Origin of the sequence: Paenibacillus dendritiformis, assembly GCF_021654795.1 — a bacterium.
Lineage (GTDB): Bacteria > Bacillota > Bacilli > Paenibacillales > Paenibacillaceae > Paenibacillus_B.
On the sequence record NZ_AP025344.1, the window covers coordinates 5,079,533 to 5,100,244 of the forward strand.

Annotated in this window: 22 protein-coding genes; 3 read left to right on the top strand and 19 right to left on the bottom strand. The window is 51.7% G+C overall.

All coding sequences use genetic code 11. The features are described 5' to 3' along the window. Positions 1-36: 36 nt before the first annotated feature. From L6439_RS22425 to L6439_RS22440, 4 genes are all read right to left on the bottom strand, one after another. Positions 37-282: a hypothetical protein gene (locus tag L6439_RS22425; RefSeq protein ID WP_213470852.1), complete on the bottom strand. Its 246-nt coding sequence runs from the start codon at positions 280-282 to the stop codon at positions 37-39. 26 nt (positions 283-308) lie between these two features. Beyond that, a complete protein-coding gene (locus L6439_RS22430) occupies positions 309-1,613 on the bottom strand; it encodes a DUF4097 family beta strand repeat-containing protein (RefSeq protein WP_237096600.1) in 1,305 nt (434 codons plus the stop codon). Beyond that, the gene (locus L6439_RS22435) at positions 1,597-1,926 is read right to left on the bottom strand and encodes a PadR family transcriptional regulator (RefSeq protein ID WP_168178345.1); all 330 of its coding nucleotides are present in this window, start codon (positions 1,924-1,926) and stop codon (positions 1,597-1,599) included. Before L6439_RS22435 ends, L6439_RS22430 begins: the two co-directional genes overlap by 17 nt. 190 nt (positions 1,927-2,116) lie before the next feature. Beyond that, positions 2,117-3,370: an MFS transporter gene (locus L6439_RS22440; protein ID WP_168178346.1), complete on the bottom strand. Its 1,254-nt coding sequence runs from the start codon at positions 3,368-3,370 to the stop codon at positions 2,117-2,119. A gap of 256 nt (positions 3,371-3,626) precedes the next feature. Between L6439_RS22440 and L6439_RS22445 the strand changes: the two genes are divergently transcribed. Together L6439_RS22445 and L6439_RS22450 are read left to right on the top strand one after the other, a co-directional pair. Beyond that, positions 3,627-3,839 (top strand): Ni2+-binding GTPase, encoded by a 213-nt coding sequence (locus L6439_RS22445; RefSeq protein ID WP_168178347.1) that lies wholly within the window; start codon positions 3,627-3,629, stop codon positions 3,837-3,839. Positions 3,840-3,891: 52 nt separating this feature from the next. Continuing rightward, positions 3,892-4,302, top strand: coding sequence for a GNAT family N-acetyltransferase (locus L6439_RS22450; protein ID WP_213470856.1), 411 nt, complete (start codon positions 3,892-3,894; stop codon positions 4,300-4,302). 163 nt (positions 4,303-4,465) lie between these two features. Here L6439_RS22450 and L6439_RS22455 read toward each other — a convergent pair whose 3' ends face one another. The 5 genes from L6439_RS22455 to L6439_RS22475 form a co-directional block, all read right to left on the bottom strand. Continuing rightward, complete coding sequence (locus L6439_RS22455; protein WP_237096601.1) at positions 4,466-5,338, bottom strand: alpha/beta hydrolase; 873 nt, start codon at positions 5,336-5,338, stop codon at positions 4,466-4,468. 34 nt (positions 5,339-5,372) lie between these two features. After that, complete coding sequence (locus L6439_RS22460; protein WP_213470858.1) at positions 5,373-6,404, bottom strand: FecCD family ABC transporter permease; 1,032 nt, start codon at positions 6,402-6,404, stop codon at positions 5,373-5,375. Beyond that, entirely contained in the window at positions 6,397-7,404 is a 1,008-nt protein-coding gene (locus L6439_RS22465; RefSeq protein ID WP_213470859.1) for a FecCD family ABC transporter permease, read from the bottom strand. Before L6439_RS22465 ends, L6439_RS22460 begins: the two co-directional genes overlap by 8 nt. 10 nt (positions 7,405-7,414) lie before the next feature. Next, the gene (locus L6439_RS22470) at positions 7,415-8,422 is read right to left on the bottom strand and encodes an ABC transporter substrate-binding protein (protein ID WP_213470860.1); all 1,008 of its coding nucleotides are present in this window, start codon (positions 8,420-8,422) and stop codon (positions 7,415-7,417) included. 152 nt (positions 8,423-8,574) lie between these two features. Then, complete coding sequence (locus L6439_RS22475) at positions 8,575-9,456, bottom strand: ABC transporter substrate-binding protein (protein WP_237096602.1); 882 nt, start codon at positions 9,454-9,456, stop codon at positions 8,575-8,577. Positions 9,457-10,057: 601 nt separating this feature from the next. Here L6439_RS22475 and L6439_RS22480 point away from each other — a divergent pair. Beyond that, positions 10,058-10,213, top strand: a complete 156-nt coding sequence (locus L6439_RS22480; RefSeq protein WP_331253367.1) for a helix-turn-helix domain-containing protein — start codon at positions 10,058-10,060, stop codon at positions 10,211-10,213. 218 nt (positions 10,214-10,431) lie between these two features. On the opposite strand, the gene L6439_RS29795 is transcribed toward L6439_RS22480, so the two are convergent. The 10 genes from L6439_RS29795 to L6439_RS22525 form a co-directional block, all read right to left on the bottom strand. After that, positions 10,432-10,806 (bottom strand): LytTR family transcriptional regulator DNA-binding domain-containing protein, encoded by a 375-nt coding sequence (locus L6439_RS29795; protein WP_369009962.1) that lies wholly within the window; start codon positions 10,804-10,806, stop codon positions 10,432-10,434. A gap of 88 nt (positions 10,807-10,894) precedes the next feature. Then, the gene (locus tag L6439_RS22485) at positions 10,895-11,116 is read right to left on the bottom strand and encodes a helix-turn-helix domain-containing protein (protein ID WP_213470862.1); all 222 of its coding nucleotides are present in this window, start codon (positions 11,114-11,116) and stop codon (positions 10,895-10,897) included. Positions 11,117-11,859: 743 nt separating this feature from the next. Further along, positions 11,860-12,549, bottom strand: a complete 690-nt coding sequence (locus tag L6439_RS22490; protein ID WP_213471784.1) for an N-acetylmuramoyl-L-alanine amidase — start codon at positions 12,547-12,549, stop codon at positions 11,860-11,862. Continuing rightward, on the bottom strand, positions 12,536-12,994 hold the full coding sequence (locus L6439_RS22495; protein ID WP_213471785.1) for a phage holin family protein: 459 nt from the start codon (positions 12,992-12,994) through the stop codon (positions 12,536-12,538). Before L6439_RS22495 ends, L6439_RS22490 begins: the two co-directional genes overlap by 14 nt. A gap of 44 nt (positions 12,995-13,038) precedes the next feature. Beyond that, positions 13,039-16,992: an LPD38 domain-containing protein gene (locus L6439_RS22500; RefSeq protein ID WP_237096603.1), complete on the bottom strand. Its 3,954-nt coding sequence runs from the start codon at positions 16,990-16,992 to the stop codon at positions 13,039-13,041. A gap of 4 nt (positions 16,993-16,996) precedes the next feature. After that, positions 16,997-17,389 carry a glucosaminidase domain-containing protein gene (locus tag L6439_RS22505; protein WP_237096604.1) on the bottom strand — a complete coding sequence of 131 codons (393 nt, stop codon included), beginning with the start codon at positions 17,387-17,389 and terminating at the stop codon, positions 16,997-16,999. Between the two features lie 35 nt (positions 17,390-17,424). Continuing rightward, positions 17,425-18,816 (bottom strand): hypothetical protein, encoded by a 1,392-nt coding sequence (locus L6439_RS22510; RefSeq protein ID WP_213471779.1) that lies wholly within the window; start codon positions 18,814-18,816, stop codon positions 17,425-17,427. A 15-nt stretch (positions 18,817-18,831) separates the two neighbouring features. Beyond that, a complete protein-coding gene (locus L6439_RS22515; protein ID WP_213471796.1) occupies positions 18,832-19,122 on the bottom strand; it encodes a hypothetical protein in 291 nt (96 codons plus the stop codon). A 296-nt stretch (positions 19,123-19,418) separates the two neighbouring features. Beyond that, positions 19,419-19,958 (bottom strand): stalk domain-containing protein, encoded by a 540-nt coding sequence (locus tag L6439_RS22520; RefSeq protein ID WP_213471789.1) that lies wholly within the window; start codon positions 19,956-19,958, stop codon positions 19,419-19,421. Between the two features lie 78 nt (positions 19,959-20,036). Further along, positions 20,037-20,702 (bottom strand): hypothetical protein, encoded by a 666-nt coding sequence (locus L6439_RS22525; protein WP_237096605.1) that lies wholly within the window; start codon positions 20,700-20,702, stop codon positions 20,037-20,039. Positions 20,703-20,712: the final 10 nt, after the last annotated feature.

A 20,712-nucleotide genomic window follows, 5' to 3' on the forward strand; every position in this document is an offset into this window, starting at 1 on the left:
CAAGGGAAGAATCGGCCTTAGATCTATCGGACGATATTAATATCTTAACGCGAACCACCGGCGCCGGCGGCAGCCGTTCATAATAATCTCCGCCGCGCGCAGCCTGACGTCGTCGAGTTCCGAATTCAGCAAGTCATTCAGAACATGGAGCGCTCTCTCCCTTAGTTCTTCGCCGGTCAGCCTCTTCGCCATAAAGATTCGCCACAAGCGGCTCTGCTCCGCCTCTCGAACCGCTTCCCTCTGCAGCTGCTCCATTTGTTTGTATGAGCTGAAATAGTCCACTTTCTCTTCGTCCTCCTTCTGCTGATTCATATCGATGTTACGGAAATCGAGCCAACCTTCGTCGCCAATTGAACTTTGGGACCGTTCTCCCCAAGCTGACCGCGGAAACGGCTGGTCTGGGCATGACCCTCCGGGAATTGAGGAAGACGGACCGACACCGCTCCAAGCACGGTGGACGCCTCCAGCTCCAGCGCCTGCATGCCGGAAGGAACCATAAGCGACACATTCCCTGCCATATTCTCGATGACAGCTCGGCTCGTTCCGGAAGCCAGCTCGCATTCGACTTCCCCGCTCTTGGCCAGAACGTTCAGTGAACCACGGACATTCTTCGTCGAGATGCTGCCGGAAGCTACATCAATGTGAACGTCCGCGGCAATGGACGACAGCTTCAAATCGCCGGACGCGGCGGTAAATTTCCAGGTGCCGCCTCTGCCGTCAACGATATGCATATCGCCGGACAGCAGCTCGGCACGCAGCGTTTGAGCCTCCAACCGATGCAGTTCAATATCGCCGGAGGCCGCCTTCAGCGCGAACTCGTCTGCCCGGAGATCAAAAATCGTCACATCGCCCGATAACGTATGCAGATCAGCCTTGCCGCATGTGCAATCATGAAGCTCGGCATCGCCCGATTTCATCCGTGCCGTCACATGCCCGCATGAGCTGTCAACAATCGTGAGATCGCCTGATTTCAGCTCCGCATCAAGGCGCTCTGCCCGAATCTGCCGTATCTCTGCGTCGCCGGATACGATGGCCAGTTCCACCGTTCCCCCGAACGAAGCCGGGATTTGAACATGAAGATCTCCGCTTACCGGAGAAAAGAAGCGCTTCATTCCGCTGCGCCGAAGCTGGACGGTCAGGCGGTAAGCATCTCCTTCTCTCGTTTCCCGCACATCAAATTGCCCCGCGTCAAATGAATCAAAATGATAAGTTATGTCTTGGCCGTCATGAGTGTCTAGATGAACATCGACAACATCCGTCTCCAGCCGGATAACCCGCAGCGGTGAACCGGTTCCGGAGCCGAACGGACCGGCAGATGCGTGATGCGCGGCAGCGCTGCGATCCGGATTGGCATTCGGTTCCGCTTCCTCTCGGGCCCCAGGCGGCTCCTGAACGCTCGGGAGATCCAATCCATATTGGGCCAGTATCTCGCGGGCAATCGCCTGCTCGCTTCCCAGCGAGCGAAATATCTCTTCCTCCGATCTCCCCGCCTCGTGGGCCTCCTGAAAATGCGACTCGAAATCGGACATAATCTCCCGGCGCTCCGCCTCGGGAACCGCTCCCAGCAATTGCTCCAGCCGGGTCAAAAACTGCTGTTTACGCTCGCTCACCATTCATAACCTCCTTGATAATCTCGTCTACGCCCTGCGAAAACAAAGTCCACTCCTTCACCATATCCCGCATATACGCCTCTCCCGAATCGGTGAGCTTATAGTACTTGCGGGGCGGACCTTCCGATGATTCCTTCAAGTACGTCGAGCAATGCCCTTCCTGAGTCAAGCGGCGCAGCAAAGGATACATCGTGCCTTCCGCGACCTGAAATTTCTCCGAGATCCGGTTCACCAATTCATAGCCGTAACGATCCTTCTCATAAGTGAGAACGAGGACGCACAATTCGAGCACGCCTTTCTTGAATTGCGTATTCACGCCCTAGCCAACCTCCCCTCGACGCCAATATGGATTCCAACGAATTTGAGCACATCTCTTAAGCTGAGTACATCGTAACATATGCTACTGTATATTGCAAGGTACCTTTTCAAACAAAAATCTTGGTGATGCATAAAAAACGGAAGCCCAGGCTGAATGCCCAGACTTCCGTTGTTATGTTAGTCAGATGTTAGACGGAGGCCGATTCTGTCCGTTCCCTCCGCCGTTCCAGCCGATCCGCCGCGGCGAAGCCGCCTGCCGCGATCGCCAGCACCGCTCCCATCACGAGGAACAGCGCTTTATTGCCCCATTGGCTATAGATGTACGCCCCGATAATGCTGCCCGTCATCGTCGCGCCAATGCTGAGCGCCACCTGCATTACCGCCTGCCCGCTGGCCCGGAACCGATCCGGTATCAGGTCCATCATGTACTCGGCCAGATAGATGAAGAAGAGCGCAATGCCGATTCCCTGAACCGCCTGCATGAACAGAATCAGAGGCAGCCAATCGGTCACATAGATGACGAGCGCCCGAATGCCGAGAATGACCGAGGACCAGGCCAGCATCGTCAACGGGCGGAATTGTCTGCCCGCGCGGCCCAAATACAGGAAGATAATGACTTCCGTAGCCGCCGGCAGCATCCAGCCCAGCCCGATGTGGAAAGGCGTTCCGTTCAATTCCCGGATAAGGAAGCTGAAATATTGATCATTGAAGATTAAAGTCATATTGTACGTAATGAGCACCGCAATGAACAAGAGGAAGCGCCGGGTGAACACGTATTTCCAAAATTGGGACATGTCAGCCGCTTCCGTTCGCGAAGGCCCCTCGCCCTCCCCCTCTGCTTCCGGGCCGTCCGCTTCCGGACGCCGGGGATCGCGGATCATCAGCAGCACCCCGCCGGTTGCGGCAAGCAGAGCCATCATAATCCACCCCATGGCGGCATGCCCCGGCAGCCGGCCGAGCAGCCAGCCTATAACAAGCGCGGACACCGCGAACCCGGCCGCGCCGAAGCCGCGAATGACCGCGTAGGAGTCTCCAAGTCTCCGGGAGGCCAGCATCGCCATTCCGTCCGTCAAGGTCATCAACGGCACCCACAGAAACTGGAACAGGAAAATCAGCCCCATCACGGTCCAAGGATCCGTAACGTGGAAAACAAAGAACAGTACGGCTATCAATGCAAGAATCAGTCCAAAAATCAACGGCTTGATCCGGGCGAATTTGTCGCTCACATACCCGAACAGATAGTTGCCAACCACTCCGATAAGCGGCATAATCGCGTTCTGCATTCCATACATCGCGTCGGTGTATCCGATATCGCGATAATATAGCGGAAAGAACGAGGAAAACACCGCTCCCGGCGTAAATATCATAAACATGTACAGATACATGCGGCGGATTTGCGACTGGCGCACATTCATGGCATCTTCGATGGTGCGGGCCGTCATCGTCCGGCCGCCTTTGCCGCCGCCAAAATGGAAAGCGATGCATCACTGCATCGATGGAATCGGCTCTCGTAACGTCTACTCATGATGTCAGGATCCCTTCTTCGATTAAATTGGCATCCATCATTGTATCACAATCATTGGATGAAGACGGTTATCTTTTTTATGTTCTTTTGGCTTCCGCTCATCTGCCCTATAATAGAATAGTGATAGAATAGAAGGATATCCAGTATAGAAGAAAAGAAAGAAGGCAAAATCAATGAGCAAGGACACATCCGTTCAAGCGTTCGCGGAGAGAAAAAAATCTCTGGAGAGCGGATTAAGCGAAGAGGCGCGCCAGTTGCTCGACGAGATGCTGAGCCGGATGGAAGCATTGACGCGAGAGAATGAACGGCTTCGCAAGTCTGCGCTTGCTGCGGCCCGCAGCCGTTCGGGCATGTCCACGAAGCTGAAGGACGCCCTGTATGAATAAATCCCTGTGACAACATCGCTCCGCCCGCAACGCAGGGGAAATGGAGGGAATTATGAAGTCCAATGTGATTATTTTGCATGAGGCTCCCAGCCCGGAAGAGTATGTTGCCATTCGGAAAGCAGCCGGTCTTAGTTCCAAAAGCTTGGAGGGAGCCGCCGTCGGGCTGCAAAATTCTGTCTTCACGGTAACGCTCCGGCAGAATGGCGAACTGATTGGCATGGGCCGGATCATCGGAGATGGCGGCTGCTTTTTTCAGGTGGTCGATATTTGCGTAAGGCCATCCCATCAGGGACAAGGGTGGGGAAAGACGATTATGGCGGAGATTTCCCGTTACCTGGACGAGAACGCGCCCAAGCAATCGTATGTCAGCTTAATTGCGGATCTTCCCGCCGATCAATTGTACGCGCAGTTCGGCTTCGATTACACCTACCCTCGCTCGGTAGGAATGTACAAGCGATACTAGGCGCCCAAGGGAGAAGCCGGACGACTTCGCGCAGAACGGCGGCCGTCCGCCGACAGCAAGCCCCCTATGCCGAAAATAGGCATAGGGGGCTTCATTGCGGCAGCGGGGAGGGTCCGGCCCTCCGCTTGAGACGGCGAATCCGTCCCTCGCTTCCGCCCATCGTTCAGCCCGTCTGGCCTGGGCTCGATAATGCATAGCGGGCGGCATGGCTCATCAAGACGGGAAGCAGCGAAATATGGCCTTCGCCCCCGAATTCATAGAACGCGGTCCGCACCCCGGAGGACGAGACGGCAGCCAGCCGTTCGGCCAGCTCCCTCGCATTCTCGGTCATGCGGCTGGGATGGCCTTGCTCCCGTTCCCCTACCGCAATCATGACCTGAATATCGGCATGTTCCTGCTGCATGCGGGCCAGGAAGCGCTCTCCCGCTTCCTGGATGAACGGCCTGTTCCAATGAATCGACGGGCTGCCCGCGATATAGGTCTTGAATGCCCCGGGCCGGGTGAACAGCATTTGCAGCACGCACAGTCCGCCCAGAGAGTGGCCGATAATCGCCTGCCTGCCGCGATCGATGTTGAACTTGCGCTCGATGGCCGGCTTCAGTTCTTCTTCAATGAAGCGGCTGAATGCTTCGGCTCCGCCCATCTCCGGCCACGCATCTCCATGCGGATGGGGCGGCAGCTCTTCGGCCTGGACCGGGAGCGTAAAATCATAGAACCGGGCCGGATCGAACGGAGCATCGGTCGGATACCCGATGCCGACGACGACGGCGGGATCGACGCCGGTCTTGGCTTTGGCGCGGGACTGGGCGCGAACCGTCTCCGCTAACGTGCCGAACGTTGAATTCGCGTCCAGCACATAGATGACCGGATGACCGGCCGGCGGCGCCTCCTCGGCCGGCACGGCCACAAAAATCCGGTATGGCCGGCCGCTGCCTCGGGAACAGACATCCCATTGCTCCGAACGCGGCACGGTAACTTCACGGCCCGCCTGATCCGAAAACAGCGGTTCAAGCGGCGCCAAATGGCTGTTAGACATCCATGTTCTCTCCTCATCTGTCATAAATAACGGTCTAACCTCGTTTTTTTCTTCCCAGGTACAGGAGCATCATGAAATAGGGAACGCCGATAATGGCCGTTACGATCCCCGCGGGCAATTCCGCCGGGGCGAACACGGTTCGGCCGATATAGTCGGATACGAGCACGAGCAGCGCCCCGACGATTCCGCATACCGGGAGAATGCGGCGATGCGCGGTTCCGACGAGCCGTCTGGAAATGTGGGGCGCCATCAGCCCGATAAATCCGATGCCTCCGGATACGGATACGCAGGCGCTTACGATGCCGATGCTGCACAGCAAGAGCTCGGCCTTCTCTTTTTCCGAAGAGACGCCCACGCTAATGACACTTTCCTCGCGCAATTGAAATATATCCATGATATAGGACTTGCGAATAATGACCGGGAGCAGCAGCAGAAGCCAGGGAATAATGGAAGCGATGTATTTCCAGTTCGCATTGTAAATACTGCCGGAGCTCCATACCGCGGCCATCTCGAAATCATTCGGATTCATCTTCAGCGTCAAAAATAAGGATACCGCGCTCAGGCCCGATCCGGCGGCAATCCCCGTAAGCAGCAGCCGCTGCGGCTCCAGCCGGCCGTCCTTCCAGGCGAACAGGTAGATAAGGGCGGCCGCAAGCAGCCCGCCCAGCAAGCCGAAGAGCGGCATCGCCATAATCGACAGCAGCCCGGTCCCCTTGATCTGGCCTTGGAAAAAGAACATAAAAATAACCATCGCCGCGCCGGCTCCCGCATTGATTCCCAGAATGCCCGGATCCGCCAGCCCGTTGCGCGTAATGCTCTGAATAACCGCTCCGGCGATGCCAAGTCCCATCCCGACCAGAATGGCAATGACGATCCGCGGCAGCCGGAACTCGAAAATGACGAGATCATGGTCGGCTTGCGGCTGAATGCGCAGCAATGTATCGATAACATCCTTCACGCTCATATCAAATATACCGTTGGTCAGGCTGACATAGGTGACGATCAAAATCAGGGCAGCTCCGGCGATCAGCACAGCCGCAAAGCGGCCGCCCGAGATGTTATTCATGCTTCGCGCCTCCTCTCGTCCGCACAAGATAGAGGAAGAACGGAACGCCAAGCAGCGAGGTGATGACGCCTATCGGCATCTCGAACGGATAATTCACGTACCGGCTGAGCAGGTCGCAGAGCGCCAGGAACAACGCTCCAAGCACCCCCGAGCACGGGATGATCCATTTATAATCGACCCCGACAAGCATCCGGACAATATGCGGAATAATGAGACCGACGAACCCGATTTTGCCGGCGATCGCGGCCGCTATCCCGGTCAACAGGACGACGCTGAAGGTCGCGCCGAATTTGATCCATGCCGTTTTTTGGCCAAGCCCGACCGCTACCTCTTCGCCCAGAGACAGAACCGATATCGATCGGGACAGTCCGACCGCCAACGCGATGCCGACAACCGCGAACGGGATCGCCATCTTGATCAGCTCCGGATCCAGCTGATGAAGCCGGGCGTTGTACCAGAAGCTGATATTTTGCGAGATCTGAAAATAGGATGCCAGCGCTGCCGAAATACTGCTCAGAAACGTACCGATAATCGTGCCCAAGATGGCCAGCCTCACCGGTGACAATCCGCCGGGCAGCAGCGACGCCATGCCGAATACAAGAACGATGCTGAGTGCCGAGCCGATGAACGAAAAAACGATCAATTCCAACGGCGGGGAGCCCGGCAGCCAAATCATGCATACCGTCACGGCAAATACGGAGCCGTCCAGCACCCCCATAATCGAAGGGGATGCAAGATCGTTTCTTGTCATCCCCTGCATCAGCGCGCCCGAGATGGCCAGGAACGCGCCGATAAGCAAAGCCCCGATCACCCGCGGGAACCGGGAGTGCATAATGATTTGATGATTCACGTTTCCCGGATCAAAGTGAAACACCGCTTCATAAATCGTGCCGGTATCGATGTTTTTGGCCCCGTATTGAACCGAAACTAGGATGAGCAGCACGGCAAGCAGAGGCGAGCTCCACAGGATGATCGCTGTTGCGTATGATTTTAGCCGCATAGGAACCGGCTCACTTGGCTTGAACGAGCTTGCTGTTTTTTAGGGCTTCCAGGAAGGCGATTTTGCTGTAAGCGGTCCCCCCTTGAGCGGTCGGATCGACCAGATTGACGAACAAATTGTCGTTCTTCACGGCATTGATGCTGTTCCAGATCGGATTTTTCTGCAGTTCCTCCAACGCCTTCGGATTATCCTTGTTCTCCGCTTCCGCGAACTGGACGAACAGATAGTCCGGGTTCATCTGAGACAACTGCTCGATCGTAACCATCTGCTGCGCCTCCGCCTTCTTCACTTCCTCCGGAACGGAAGCTCCCAGATCGGCATAGACGGAAGGGTTGAAGAACACGTCTTCCGGATAAATGAACAAACTGCCTGCGCGCAGCCGGAGAATCAGCACATTTTTGTCCTTGAGAACGGGGCCGATTTGCTCTTTCAAGGCTTGGGCCTCGTCATTGTAGTTCTGCAAGGCCTGCTTCGCCTGCTCCTGCTTGCCGGACAGCTCGGCCAGCAGATTCAGATTGTCCTGCCAGTCGGTCGCGATATGGGAGACAGGGATGGTGACGGCAATCTTGCCCAGCTTCTCAATGGCCTCCGCAGGGAACTTGGTGCTTGCCAGAATCACGTCCGGCTTCAGCTTCAAAATCGCTTCCAGATTCGGCTGGGCTTTCTCTCCAATCGGTTCCGACTGGTCCGTAATCTTGGCGAACATCGGCGCGAACTCGCCGCCGGTCGTCATCGCCCCTGCCGGATGCACGTCCAGGACAAGCGCGTCTTCGAGCGATTCCACCGAGCCGGTAATGACCAGCTTGGCCGGCTGCACAGGGACGGTATACTCCTGTCCAAGATATGTAATCGTTCTTGTCTCGCTGGCCGTATTGTCTGTATTTGCAGCCGAAGCGTTCTCCGCCTGTGTCTCCTGCTGTTGCGGAGCCGATGCAGCGGGCGTATCCTTCGTTCCGCATGCCGCGACACTGAACATCATAGCTAAAGATAATAGTAGAACCCCTACTTTTTTATTCATGATACTTCTCCTTCTCAATGAATTAAATGAATAATATGTGAGAATTATTATCAATATAATGATAACGATTCTCAATAAAGATTATATACTTGCTCTTCCCCGGGCGAACATGGATAATCTCCGGAATTCACTTGGACAAAATCCTGATCGGACTATTTCTCCGTCCCAAGCTCGTGCGCAAGCTGCTTCATCAGATCGTCGATCATCCGCTCGCAAGCATATGCCGAGTATTCCCGCCACGGATCGGAAGAAATAAGATAGACATGATTGCGCCGCGCGGCCTTCAGATCGGACCATAAGCGTGAAGTCTGGACAGCTTGCCATGTCTGCAGCGATTCCTGCTCCTGGCATACGTTCAGCAAGATGCGATCGGGCTCCAGACGCGCCAGTTCTTCCAGACTGACCGCCTGTCTGCCTGCATTCCCGCCCGAATACGGCGCTCTGTTCAACTGCAGCTCCTGGTACAGCATTTCATTCATTCCGCGGCAGGTGCAAGGATAACAGCAATCTTTGTGAATGCACATCATAAAAAACGCCTCGCCGGACAGCAGCTCCTGCAGACGCTCCCTGGCGGCAGCCGCCTTCTGCTCGTAAGCGGACAACCAGCTTTCCGCCTCCGGCTCAGCACCGATGTACCCGGCGATCAGGCTGAATTGCTCCCGCCAGTTGTGCTCCCGGCCGGAAATATATTTCACCTCGGCCACGCTTTCCAGACAGCGCTTCTCTTCCGGCTGCAAATATTCCGAGTCGCAAATGATGAGCTCCGGCTTGGCGGCGCATAACGCCTCGATGTTGGTTCTCCAATCCTTATTGTAGCGATAGGCGCTCAGATGATGCGGGATATCATAGCGATATTTCTCATAATAATGAGCCGTCCATTTCGGATGAAGCGGCGCGGCGTACGGAGTTTGCCCGAGTGCAAGCATATGGCCGGCAACCCCCGGCGTATAGGCAACGATTTTGCGCCGCCGTTTTTTCATATAGACGGTCGGGGCGACGCCGATTTGCTGCTTGAACTTGCGGCTGAAATTCAATTAATTTGGACACTAATATACGTATTAGGACAAAATGTAGTAACCATGCGGCTTCGCTAGATTTTAGAATGGTCAGCAACGGACACGAGAGGACGTTGTTTTACTAGCTTTTTGTGGGGAAAACGTGGGTAAAGTGGGTAAAGGAAAAAGCCCTGGCATTATGCCGGGGCTCTCTTGTGAAAATAAGAGATGTCAAAATGTTTCGTTCATCAGTTCTTCGAGTTCGAGTACAGCTTCGAATAAATCAGGGCTAACGTGCTTCACCTCATGGCAAAATACGTTGAAGAGCACAAAAAACCTTTCTCGTTCTTCCTCTCGTCGTCTCATCTTCTCTTCATATACTTGTTTATATGCAGTTTCCCATCTCACCATTATTTCATCCGCCCCTCTACTTGTTGTTTTCTAGTTTTCGGGAACTCATGATGTTTATCGTTAACGCAATTATATATCGAACATACGTTCCTATCCAATAGTCCTAACTATCTATTCAACTTTCAAGATGATATAATTGCGATTGAAAGTAAATCTCCTCAAAGGTGATTCTGTGGCTAGAATTACTCGTGGGAGATGCCTGCTTAAAGAGCGCATTAAGGAAGCGGATATGACTCAAGCAAAGCTAGCCAGACACTCCGGTTATTCGCCTCAACGGATCAGTAACTGGGCGAACAACCGGGAGCCAATGCCATTCGAAGCGGCTGTCCTGTTTGCATTTATCCTCGACTGCCACGCCGAGGATATGTATGAGTGGATATTCTAATCCTAACGCCTGCATGGCGTCTCTCCCGAGTAAAATGTATAGATATATCTATACATCCCCCATACTTGTCCGTGCCGTTCTCGCCCTCCCTCCCGCCTTATGTCTTTTCAAGTAGCCGGCCACTTACCTACTTTGTACAACATTTTCGAGCGCCTGTACACAACAATTCAGATTCTGAATTTCGTATATGTTCATACATGATTCGACAGACTTCGCGCTTAAATTGTGATATATGGGATTTCTGGGTACATTTTGATAAGTTGCCGGCACAATTGTTGTGACATCGTGCATTTCTTTGATTTCGACCTTGGCGCTCCGTCGAAGTAAGCATAATAATTTTTTTTGTCGATAAATGTTATATTTTGTACATTAACGGCATTGTTTCGGTCGACGATCATAAAAACAAACCCGCTTGAGTTCAAAGCATTGACCCAAAATTTCAATGTTCCAGGCATATAGTGTTCTCTTTTTGCCGTATGGACAATGATACGATTGGTCAACTTGTCGTAATGCAAAAAATAAACTCGTCCGACTTCTATCATTTTAAGTCCGGTATCCCCAAACGGATCTAAAGTCACTGTTAATCTGATCATAACGTTAGGCGAACACAGCACCCCCCAATTAGCTGCTGTATTCCCTATTGTTTTACTCTTTATACATTCAAAACAAAGAGCCTCGGGACTACTCCCAGGGCTCCTTTTTGTCTACCAATAACAACTCGTTTATGTCGCAATCAAAATACGTACACAACTTGTCCAACAGATCGCGTGGAAACTGCTTGGACTCATCATTATACATTTGCCGTACCGTCTCATATCGGTAATCTATGTCTCTCGCGATTTGGCGGATGCCTATACCCCTACTGTCTGCCAGCACCTTTAAATTAGATCGGATCCGTTTCATCCTATCACCTCAACACCAATATATAACGGCACGAAAAAAGTGTCAAATAAGTATTGACTCGAAAATAGTGTCATGCTATATTATAGATGTGGATGACACGAAATTAGTGTCAGCCATAAAAAGGAGGTGAAAGGCGTGAAAGATTGGGTGCAACTTCTTACGGCGCTAATCCAGTGTTATACTGCATACCTTATCTACAAAGCAACTGGCCGTAAAAAGTAAAAAGGTACTTAACATTGCGGAGCGCGCAAAGGTAAGTACCCACGGGAGGTCGTCCGGCACGACGGCCTCCTTACCCCAAATCTTATCACAGCCTTCACCTCACAACAATATCGCATGAGGGAGGATGGACAAGCCATGAATTACATTGTCTGGACACTCATCGTTGTAGCTTTGTCATTAAGCGTCTTGGGATTAATGAATATGCGTAAGCGTAAATAAGCCGGCGGGCGTACGCAGGAGAGGAGGACAGCAATGACTCCGTATGAAAAGGTGTTCCGTGCATTTGTATCTGAACTTGACGGGTCTGATTTAATGCAGCAAGCTCATACGTTTTACGTCGGACAAGTCAGCAACATATTGGGATGGACCGATCTTACAGATTCGAGATTGCTCGCTGAGATTCGTACGCTAGATAATGCATTCCGGACGATCGTTAGAAGATAAGCAAGGAGTTGTAGGGGCCGCGGTATACTACCGCGGCCCTTTTTTCGGAGGAAAAGACACCCCAATAGTGTCTCCAATCACGATGAAGTTATGTTGACCTTTTTTCCCTTTCCATCCCATTTCACTTTGGCGCCGGCTGCCTCAAGCACCGCCCGAACCGGAACATAGGCGGTATTTCCGATTAGAATCCCAGCCTCGTCCAACTCGCGACCGTCGACAGTGATTGTCACGCCGTCGGCCGATTTATCAGGCTGCTTCGGTTTATCCATTGCGTTCAACTCCTTTTGTACCATAAGTTTAAACCGCTCCCAGGCTGTCCATTTACCTCCGCTGTACATCAATCTAGGACAAATCTTACCCGACCAATCAAAGTGCCGTCTCAGGCGATCTACGCCCCATCCACGCTCATATAGCATACGTGCTACGAGTGCAGCCGCGTTTTGAAGAGTCTTACCGTAGTTACCGGACTCACAGATTTCAATGCCGATAGACTTCCGATTGCCATTGCCGTTACCATCACCTGCGTGCCATGCATTTTCGTTTAGCGGCAGGACTTCGATTGCTTCGTGTTCATCCACAACAATGTGATATGATGCTGTCCGCTTGTTTGACGGGTTCGTGAGCCATCCGCGCTCGTTCCGAGCGGTAGACGACGGATTTCCTGTGTTATGAATTGTCAGCGTTGTCGCGTCCATCTTGTTCCCAGGACGCCGATCATACGGCGTGTTACGCGGAATGTGATCAACGATATAGTTATACATGCTCATCTTTTTCCTCCCCTCCCTTTGCTTTCAGAACTTCCACGGCCTTGATAAAGACTTTCGGCATCGGTACGCCCAAGCGGCCGCCATTTTCGATTATCGATAGCAATTCATTAGCCATATAAAAGAAAATCGCCGCATCACGAAGCATGTGTTGATCGCCCAAGACAGTATCCACCTGGTGAGCCACCGCCACAACCATGAAGATAAATATCTTCCGCGCAATGCCGATCATGCCGATGCTGCTTTTCAACTTGCCTTCGGCCCCAGCAGCCATGACACCCGTCACGTAATCAATAGCCACAACAATGAGTAATATCGTTAGCAATGACGTCCAATCTCCATACAGCGCGACGAGAACACCAAACATCCCAGCCGCTCCACCAGCCGCTAGTTGCTTCGGCGCGTAGTCTCCTACAATTTGACTCAATGCCATAACTACTTTTTCCATGTAATTTCCCCCTCAATAAAATAGCCCCCGGATATCCGAGGGCATTATGATTTCGGTATTTTCAAATCCTTTGTCAGTTCGATGCCGACGCGGGCTAACTCATTGATTTCTTCCCGCAGTTCACGAAGCTGCTCTTCCTTCTGCTGCTGGCTGAGGTTTCTATCTGCCTCGATTGCCTTCATTACTTTTCTCGTGTTGGACATCGATTCAGATAACTTGTTCAAGCGCTTGCGTGCTCCGTCGCTGTACCACTCCGGTAATTCCCCCTTGACTCCGCGGTCGGCATAGGCTTGATCAAGTTTGTCCTTGACGTCGTAAAACCGTGTAGAGAGTTTGTTGCTGTAAGTAGGGTCAGTCACAAATTGAGCACTCAATTCCTTGAGTGGATTGCCCGCAGGCGCCGCCCCCGGAAGGATGGCTTTTCCTATCCCTCCTAGATACTGCTGCATGATGTAGTCATATTGCTTTGGCGATCCACCCATAAGCTCAGCAGCTTTACGTGCAAGGCTGCTCGTCTTCTCGTCGTACTGCAACTCAGGAGACAATCGCTCAAGATACCCAGGCACGATAGGAGATCCCGCGAAGTTTTGGTTCATCGCTAGGTCGACGAATGGACCGCCAATCGTGTCCCGCAGCGTACCCAGCGCTTTTTGTGGAAGTCCACCCTTGGCTGTCAGCCCACCTTCCAGTCCAGGGAGAGAAAATGTCTTCACAAGTAATGATGCAAACTCATCCCATGCATCTGGATCTTCATCTGCAAATTGTCGCATCAGCCTTTCTGGTAAGCCTGAAAACAACACGCCAAATTCCCGAGGTTTAGCAATGCGAATAAATTTCTCCCCTCCATCTATCGGGATAAGGAAGAAATTATCCTTCGTGTTCTCTGGTAGTTCTTGATACCTCGGGTTATCTCTGTTCATTGCGTAAAGCACCGCTGTCGGTACAGTCATCGCTAGTGTGGCTTTAACAAGAGCTTTCACTGGGTCGTCTTTAAAAGAGCGCACGAATCGATCCAAGCCCTGTACGGCAGCATTGAAGTAAGGAAATACCTTGTCTATTTCTTTGGTCAGCGCACCACGGCGCTTGAAATTAACAGCCACTTCCTGAGCCTCGTATAGTGCCTTCTGCAACTCTTCCGGTGTGCTTGAACCTCGTAATCGTTTAAACTCTGCCAACCGACTCATGGACTCCGTAGCAGACAAAGCGTCCTCTAATTTGGACCATAGCCAGCGTGGGCCTGTCCGAAGTCGCGAATAATATGTTTTCGGTAGAACATCCATCTTGCTTCGCATGAGCATGTTTCTGCTTGCTACCTGCGATGTGTGCCCACCGCCGATGTTTTTGTATTCCTTCCACGCCTGTTTGTTTCCGAAAATGTCTATTGCAGCCTTCAGAAAATCATTTACGAAGGTCAACGGATTCCCCGTTGATTTCGAGAATACCCACGAATCACCTAGGTCTCGCGTAATGTTTCGCGCCACAAAATATGGGTTAACCCCCGTGGTAAACGTCTTGAACATGTTCGTAAGCTTGCCCACCTGATCCAGCAGCCACGCCGACCGTTCGGGTCCCAGCGCCATTGCAGATCGGAGTAAATCCTTGTCCTTGATCTGAACATGCACTGGTTCCCCGTCTACAAGCACACGCACGATGTCGTCCGTATCAAGATTGATCTGTTTGAAGGCTTTATCGTAATCTTTGGCGACGTCATCAAGCAGAGAGCCGATCCCATCATCCAGCATCTTCTTCAGGTCCCGAACATCGGAAAAAGACTGCACTATCTCCGCCCAATCTTGGTATGCTTCGGGATCTTGATTCAAACGCTGGACAAACTTCTGCATAACCTCATTCCGTTTGGCCGCTTTAACGAAAGCGTCCGTGTTTTCTATGATTGATTCTATTGGAGAAATGATCTGACGCGTCGAGCCTTTCTTATTGAATTTCTTAACGGGTACTGACTGGTTGGCGTACCCTTTCTTTGATCGGTATCCGGCGCCCCCTTTCTCGATGTTCGAAAAATGCCGTTTATTTGGAACGTAGTACGGGTTAGCCTCGAACCATGCATTTGCTTGTTCCTGCGAAATCATTCCCGTCTTTACAAGCCATTCATTAACCATCGTTCGCTGATAGTCGTAAAGGTCCTCAGCAATTTCATGGAACATCGGGTATTTCTCTTCGTACTGTGCTATTTTTCCTGCTGCTAGCTCTGGATTCCAGTTGACCTTTTCGCCGAATACCTTCTCGCCGCGTTCCGCCCGCGTCATGGCGTGCCGGTTCAATAGATAGTCCTCAAACTCCGCGTACCGGTTCAACGGCAGCCCGGCCAGCCGCTCTTTCAACGATCTACCGACTACCTGCCCCTCCTTGTTCACCAACCCTTCCTTCACTATTTGTGCGGCAATCATGTCGGCCCCGCGGGCATTCAGCGCAGACGTATGCACCCTCTCGGACGCCTTCAATTGCCGGTTCAGTACCTTCTCCGCGAACTTGTCAAACCTATTGAAGGAATGCACGTCGTCAACGAAGTTTTGATAAAACGTATCCTTCTTTGTTCTGACGTCAAGTTCTTTTTGTGACCTGGAGCGTATCTGTGACATCGTATCCTCAAGAGATGCACGCTCGTAAGGAGTACCCGCCTTCCCGAATGCCGATATACCCATAGGCTGCTGCATCTCTTCTAGGGATGCGTCTAGTCGCAAAAACTCTGGAATGTTATCATTAGGACGCGGCGGCTCGTCAAATCCAGTTCTGCCTACTCGCTCGCGCGCCACCTCATATAACTCTTTGTTCGTCGGCCGACTCTCGCCGAGTTGAGCAACAGATTCTTTGAGAGCCTTATACTCGTCAATGATCGCTTGTTCGTGCTTCATTTGCAGATCGTTCATGGCATTGTCGATCTGCTGCAGCTCTGGACGGCCAGCGCTTACGTTTTCTGCTATCGCCTTCGTTTGCGGAGGGCTGATTATCGGCTCCTCACCTACCGGCAGCCGAGACCGTTCCGCAGCGGCTGCCATACGCGTTTCTTTGCCAGAAGGCGGCAAAGCCAAAATTTCTGCTATCTCCTTTTCTGGAATGCCGTTCTTCTTCATTAGGGTCTTGATACCCTGGCCTATACCATAGGCGGCGACATCCCCCAACGCACCCAGACCGGCACCAAGGCCGGCCGCTAGTGCGATGTCTTGAGCATCAGTTTCCCCACGCATCCCCGACTGAGCTACGTTTTGGATTGCTCCAGCGGCAGCACCCCGCAGTCCTGTTTCCGCCAACTTCTGCGCAGTCTCAGGCTTAAATACTTTCCCGATCTGATTCGCCGCTGCCTGCGTAAGCTTCTGTCCTCCAGGAGAGAGCAAGGCGGCATCTGCGGCGCGATATGGACCACTTAACAGGTTCGTCCCCGGGGCGCCGCCTGTGGCAGCATTCAGACCAAATCCCGCGATGCCACCGCCTATATCGGCCACAACATCCGCGATCTTCGATCCTGTCTCTGGCTTCGGGGTTACAGTCGGCCCGACCATCCCCGCCGCCGAGTGTCCGGCACGGGTAACAAACTGACCCGCGACGTTTTCATATAACAAGCTGTCGATGAAATTCGCAACCGGATCGGCAACAGATTTAACGGCGGCTTCGAATCCGTTTCTTGGCTGTATTTCCGCCCTGCGTCTGCGGTTGATGTCCGCTTGCGTCTCTTTTGGCCGCGCCGGGGAGACAATACTATTCCCCAACTTTTCCAACTTGCTAGGCTGCCTTGGAGGTTGCAGCAAACTCGAGCCTTCAAGTGGATTCAACGCAGTCAACTCTTTTGGTAGTGCAGCGCGCGCCTCTCTCTGGTATGGGTCTATTCCGGCATTCAAGTCATCGAAAAACTGTGCCCATCTTTGCATCTCGGGATCAAGCTGTTGGGGCTGAGGCTGCGACTGCTGAATATACCCGCCCACATCATCCCTGTTTTGACGGTAGATATCGCGGTACATTTTGATCTGGTCTTTCTGCGACGCCATAGCCTCATCCCCTCAGTTTGTTGTAATAATTGCTTACTCCCTGTACCCAATACTTATTAAGGCCACGAGGATCATTCGCGGCCCCTACTGGAGCGTATTTCTTTCCGATCCCCTCGATTGATGTAATGCCTTGGTCGATGTAGTTCTTTTTTAAGTTCCGAGCCATTGCGTCAATTCCCTCTTCAATGCTCTTAAATGACATGAGCTTCGTCCAGTTTGATGATGGATCCATCATGCCACCAAGGTTGTACTTGTTGCGGGCGGCTGAGGATGTCCCGTTCCCGGTCTCGTGTATGCTGATAGCGGCGAGCAAGGCCGGGTCAATTCCGTATTTATTTCCATATTTCACAAACAGATCGCCCGTGCCTTGCAGTACCCCGCCAAGCGAGCGATTCAACGAAGCCCCGCTAGCGTTTCCGCCGGCGGGGCTCGTCAGTTTGGGAGCCGCACTCCCATCAATTTAGCTACATACGCCTTATCTTCAAGAGACATATTAGCCGCTGCAATAACTTGTCCGATTTTCATTTCAGACCCGGCCGGAATGCTTGTGTTACCTGTCATCGGATCCGTTACGCCGAATTGCCTTGTTATTTGATCGACTAGCGTTTTCGGATCAATGCTATAGTTTGGTCTGCTTGAATTATTCGCTCCCGCGGTCGCCATGTCATAACCGAAGCGTGCCTCATCAAGCGCTAACCTGTCTTGCCCCATCTGATACTGTTGTTGTTGCCCAAGCTGCCGTAGCGCGTAGTCCAGGCCGAATTGACGCACATTTTCAGCAAACTGCCGCTCCTGCATCTGATTCTGCCATAACTGCTGTTGCTGTCCGAATTGCTGCTGTTGTTGGGCCAATTGCTGCTGCATGCCGCCCAAAGTCAGCGGGGAGTTCCCGCGTTGAATTTGCCGTAGGTACCCGGTCCAGTCTTGCTGCGGGAATAGCACCCTGCCGCTCAATTGGCTCCAGCCCATTGCTGCCTCGTTGTTTGCCTTTCTCTTCGCAAGGTCCATCTGTTGCCCGGCCAGCGTTCGAATGCCCGGAGTATTCTGTGACGCCTTAGCATAGTTCACATCGGCGCCATACAGGCTAGGATCGATACCTAGCGCCGCAAGTTGTGCCCGAATACCGTCTGCCTGCCGGGATAGCTGCTGCCGTTCTGCCGCCGTGATTCCTTTAGCCTCTGCCTGCTGCTTCAGCCCAAGCAAATTCTGAATAGCTTCCCGCGCCTCTCCGGGTAGGTAGTTCCCCGTTAACTGCGCCTCGTCCATCGGCCGCTGGACGTCATATTGATATTGATGCGCATATAGGTTGGCAAGGTCGCTGATCTTGTCACGGCTTACCCCGTAATTCAGTTGCTGCACTTGCAAATCCCGGTTAGCTTGATCCGAGTATCTTTGATATGCCTGTTGAACCAATTGCGGGATCACGGTATCGGATATTCGCGACATCTCGCGGGCCCCGATCTGATTTGCTACCGTCTCCGAATACGATGACTTTCCCTGACCACCGGCCCGCAGGAATGCATTTGTATTCGCTTGCTGATCGGCGATGTTCCGGCGCGCTGTAGCAAGCGCAGCCTGATATGCCGGGTCGGAGTCTGCATCATAGCTGAATGGCTGCTGTGGGCCAGTGAATTGAAAACTTGGGCCATTGATGTAATCTTGCATCTGGCCGAGCGTTTGATTTATCCGGCCCGGCCCGTAGTTTGGTTGGGAATATGGAGTCTGGCCGGCACTTGTTTGGCCTCGGACGTTGCTCGCAGCTTGTGCTATCACGCTTTTCGGTTCGTCTTTCTTGACGATAGACCCTTGTACGGTTATTGCCATTTTGCCTCCCCCCTATCAAATCGTAAACCGTTTTAGTATCTCGGCGTTGTCCTTGAATACCATAGCTAAACCTTTGCCAAGCTTCATAACTTGTTCTTCCTCTAATTCGAAACACATGAAGTCTTCCAGCCCATGAATAATTTCATGCATTAACGTTTCTCTTTTCTGCGCCTCGTCCATGTCTTTGTCAATTCTTATTTTCCTGGCGAAGTAATCAATTTCTCCAGCACGGGGAGTGAATTTATTTACGCACTCCACTTCTTCGACATGATATGTGTAACACCCAATTTTAATGTCGTTTACCATAGAATAATCTCCTTTCATCGGTTATATTTGGATATAGAAGGAGGTGAACACAATGACGAAGCCTTTAAAGCCAGGAACTACAACTCCTAGATCCGGCCAGTATGAAGTAGTAGGGCCGCGCGGAGGCAGTAAGGGCAGGGAAGTCACATCCACAAAAGGCAACCCACTCCCTCCAACGCAAAAATCAGGCGAAGGGTATAAACTTGTAGATCCTACAAAGCACAAGAAGTAATGAACAAAACCACCCCGCATTGTTGGGTGGTTTTCATATGAAGCATTCAAAAGAAAAAGGAGCCTTATTCGGCTCCTAATTCCTTCAGTCTATTATCGATGCGTTCAAGTTCTTTTTCGTTATCTTCAATCCGTTTCAAGAGATTTTCATGCCCCTTATTCGAGGACTCATAAGCAGATTTCACAGGATCAACATATCGAGAATCATTTGTTTCAGCAAGCGTCTTTTCATACCGTTCTTTTGTTTTTTCAACATCATGAAGTGATGATTCAACGTTTGCTTTGTCTCGCTCTAACTGGTCGCTTACTTTTACTCTTTCTTTTTTCAATTTTGCAATCTCTTCTTCCGCCGATTTTTCCTCCGACGTAATTGTTACTTCTTTCTTATCCACTTTAATTTTCAGCCCCAATTCATTAGCTATATTCCGGACTGGTAAATAACTTGTACCTTCCACGACCACCGCAGATCCAACTTGTTTCCCATCTAATTTTACTTCGATCTGTCCGTCAATTTTCTTTCCTACAAGCGAAGATGCCGCACTGTAAACTTGAGGCGAAAACGCGAGTAAAGCACCAACAATAATGCCTAGGATAAATTTTTTCATCGTTGCACCCCTCTGCCGTTTTCGCTTATTATACCAAATAATTCTTATCGAAGACTATATACATGTTTACATTGGAGTTCATTTGTTTAGTGCGTCCCTCAAGGATTCTCTATCGTCTCGGCTATAAACACTATCCCAATTTTTTACGTATACACGTCCGTATGGCGATAATTCGATATTTCCCCCACTAATGAAGATATCAGTTCCAGAAGGTGCGTCTATATAAAACGTAGAGTTGCTGTATCGTATCACCGTCATACCTTGGTTATCAACAAAAGACAAAATCGGGGATCCAACATCCCCATGAGCCACCATTTTTATTGATCGACCATTGCCGCCGTAAGCAGCAAACATATTTTCCGTATTCGACATCTCACACCGCGGGAAGCTGCCCCTGCTTGTCGCAATATACGATCCGTAAATCTCGATAGACTCGATAAGCCCGGCCACGATATGGCCCAGGTTAGCCGAGATTGCAGATAGTTCCTTGACGTCAATTTTTTCTGCAATTACTGCGCCTGCGTTGATCTTATCCGTTGTAATAGAGTTGGCCTTCAGGTTTCGCGTCTCAATTGATTCAGCCCGGATGTTTTTCGAATCGACATTCCCGTTGATAATGAACTCCAGATCCTTAGCCATGCGGGCCGTAATGTCCGCTAAATTCTTGGTATAGCTCAATAGTACGTCTACTTCCTTTGTATTCGGCGGCGCCGAAATCCTCGGCATGTCACTCCACATTGCCATAGTACATTCC

Excerpts from the sequence above, each read along its gene's own strand:
- L6439_RS22430 (WP_237096600.1), bottom strand. The coding sequence starts at position 1,613 with ATGGTGAGCGAGCGTAAACAGCAGTTTTTGACCCGGCTGGAGCAATTG.
- L6439_RS22440 (WP_168178346.1), bottom strand. The coding sequence starts at position 3,370 with ATGACGGCCCGCACCATCGAAGATGCCATGAATGTGCGCCAGTCGCAA.
- L6439_RS22445 (WP_168178347.1), top strand. The coding sequence starts at position 3,627 with ATGAGCAAGGACACATCCGTTCAAGCGTTCGCGGAGAGAAAAAAATCT.
- L6439_RS22450 (WP_213470856.1), top strand. The coding sequence starts at position 3,892 with ATGAAGTCCAATGTGATTATTTTGCATGAGGCTCCCAGCCCGGAAGAG.
- L6439_RS22455 (WP_237096601.1), bottom strand. The coding sequence starts at position 5,338 with ATGTCTAACAGCCATTTGGCGCCGCTTGAACCGCTGTTTTCGGATCAG.
- L6439_RS22460 (WP_213470858.1), bottom strand. The coding sequence starts at position 6,404 with ATGAATAACATCTCGGGCGGCCGCTTTGCGGCTGTGCTGATCGCCGGA.
- L6439_RS22465 (WP_213470859.1), bottom strand. The coding sequence starts at position 7,404 with ATGCGGCTAAAATCATACGCAACAGCGATCATCCTGTGGAGCTCGCCT.
- L6439_RS22470 (WP_213470860.1), bottom strand. The coding sequence starts at position 8,422 with ATGAATAAAAAAGTAGGGGTTCTACTATTATCTTTAGCTATGATGTTC.
- L6439_RS22480 (WP_331253367.1), top strand. The coding sequence starts at position 10,058 with ATGACTCAAGCAAAGCTAGCCAGACACTCCGGTTATTCGCCTCAACGG.
- L6439_RS29795 (WP_369009962.1), bottom strand. The coding sequence starts at position 10,806 with ATGATCAGATTAACAGTGACTTTAGATCCGTTTGGGGATACCGGACTT.
- L6439_RS22485 (WP_213470862.1), bottom strand. The coding sequence starts at position 11,116 with ATGAAACGGATCCGATCTAATTTAAAGGTGCTGGCAGACAGTAGGGGT.
- L6439_RS22490 (WP_213471784.1), bottom strand. The coding sequence starts at position 12,549 with ATGAGCATGTATAACTATATCGTTGATCACATTCCGCGTAACACGCCG.
- L6439_RS22495 (WP_213471785.1), bottom strand. The coding sequence starts at position 12,994 with ATGGAAAAAGTAGTTATGGCATTGAGTCAAATTGTAGGAGACTACGCG.
- L6439_RS22500 (WP_237096603.1), bottom strand. The coding sequence starts at position 16,992 with ATGGCGTCGCAGAAAGACCAGATCAAAATGTACCGCGATATCTACCGT.
- L6439_RS22510 (WP_213471779.1), bottom strand. The coding sequence starts at position 18,816 with ATGGCAATAACCGTACAAGGGTCTATCGTCAAGAAAGACGAACCGAAA.
- L6439_RS22515 (WP_213471796.1), bottom strand. The coding sequence starts at position 19,122 with ATGGTAAACGACATTAAAATTGGGTGTTACACATATCATGTCGAAGAA.
- L6439_RS22520 (WP_213471789.1), bottom strand. The coding sequence starts at position 19,958 with ATGAAAAAATTTATCCTAGGCATTATTGTTGGTGCTTTACTCGCGTTT.
- L6439_RS22525 (WP_237096605.1), bottom strand. The coding sequence starts at position 20,702 with ATGGCAATGTGGAGTGACATGCCGAGGATTTCGGCGCCGCCGAATACA.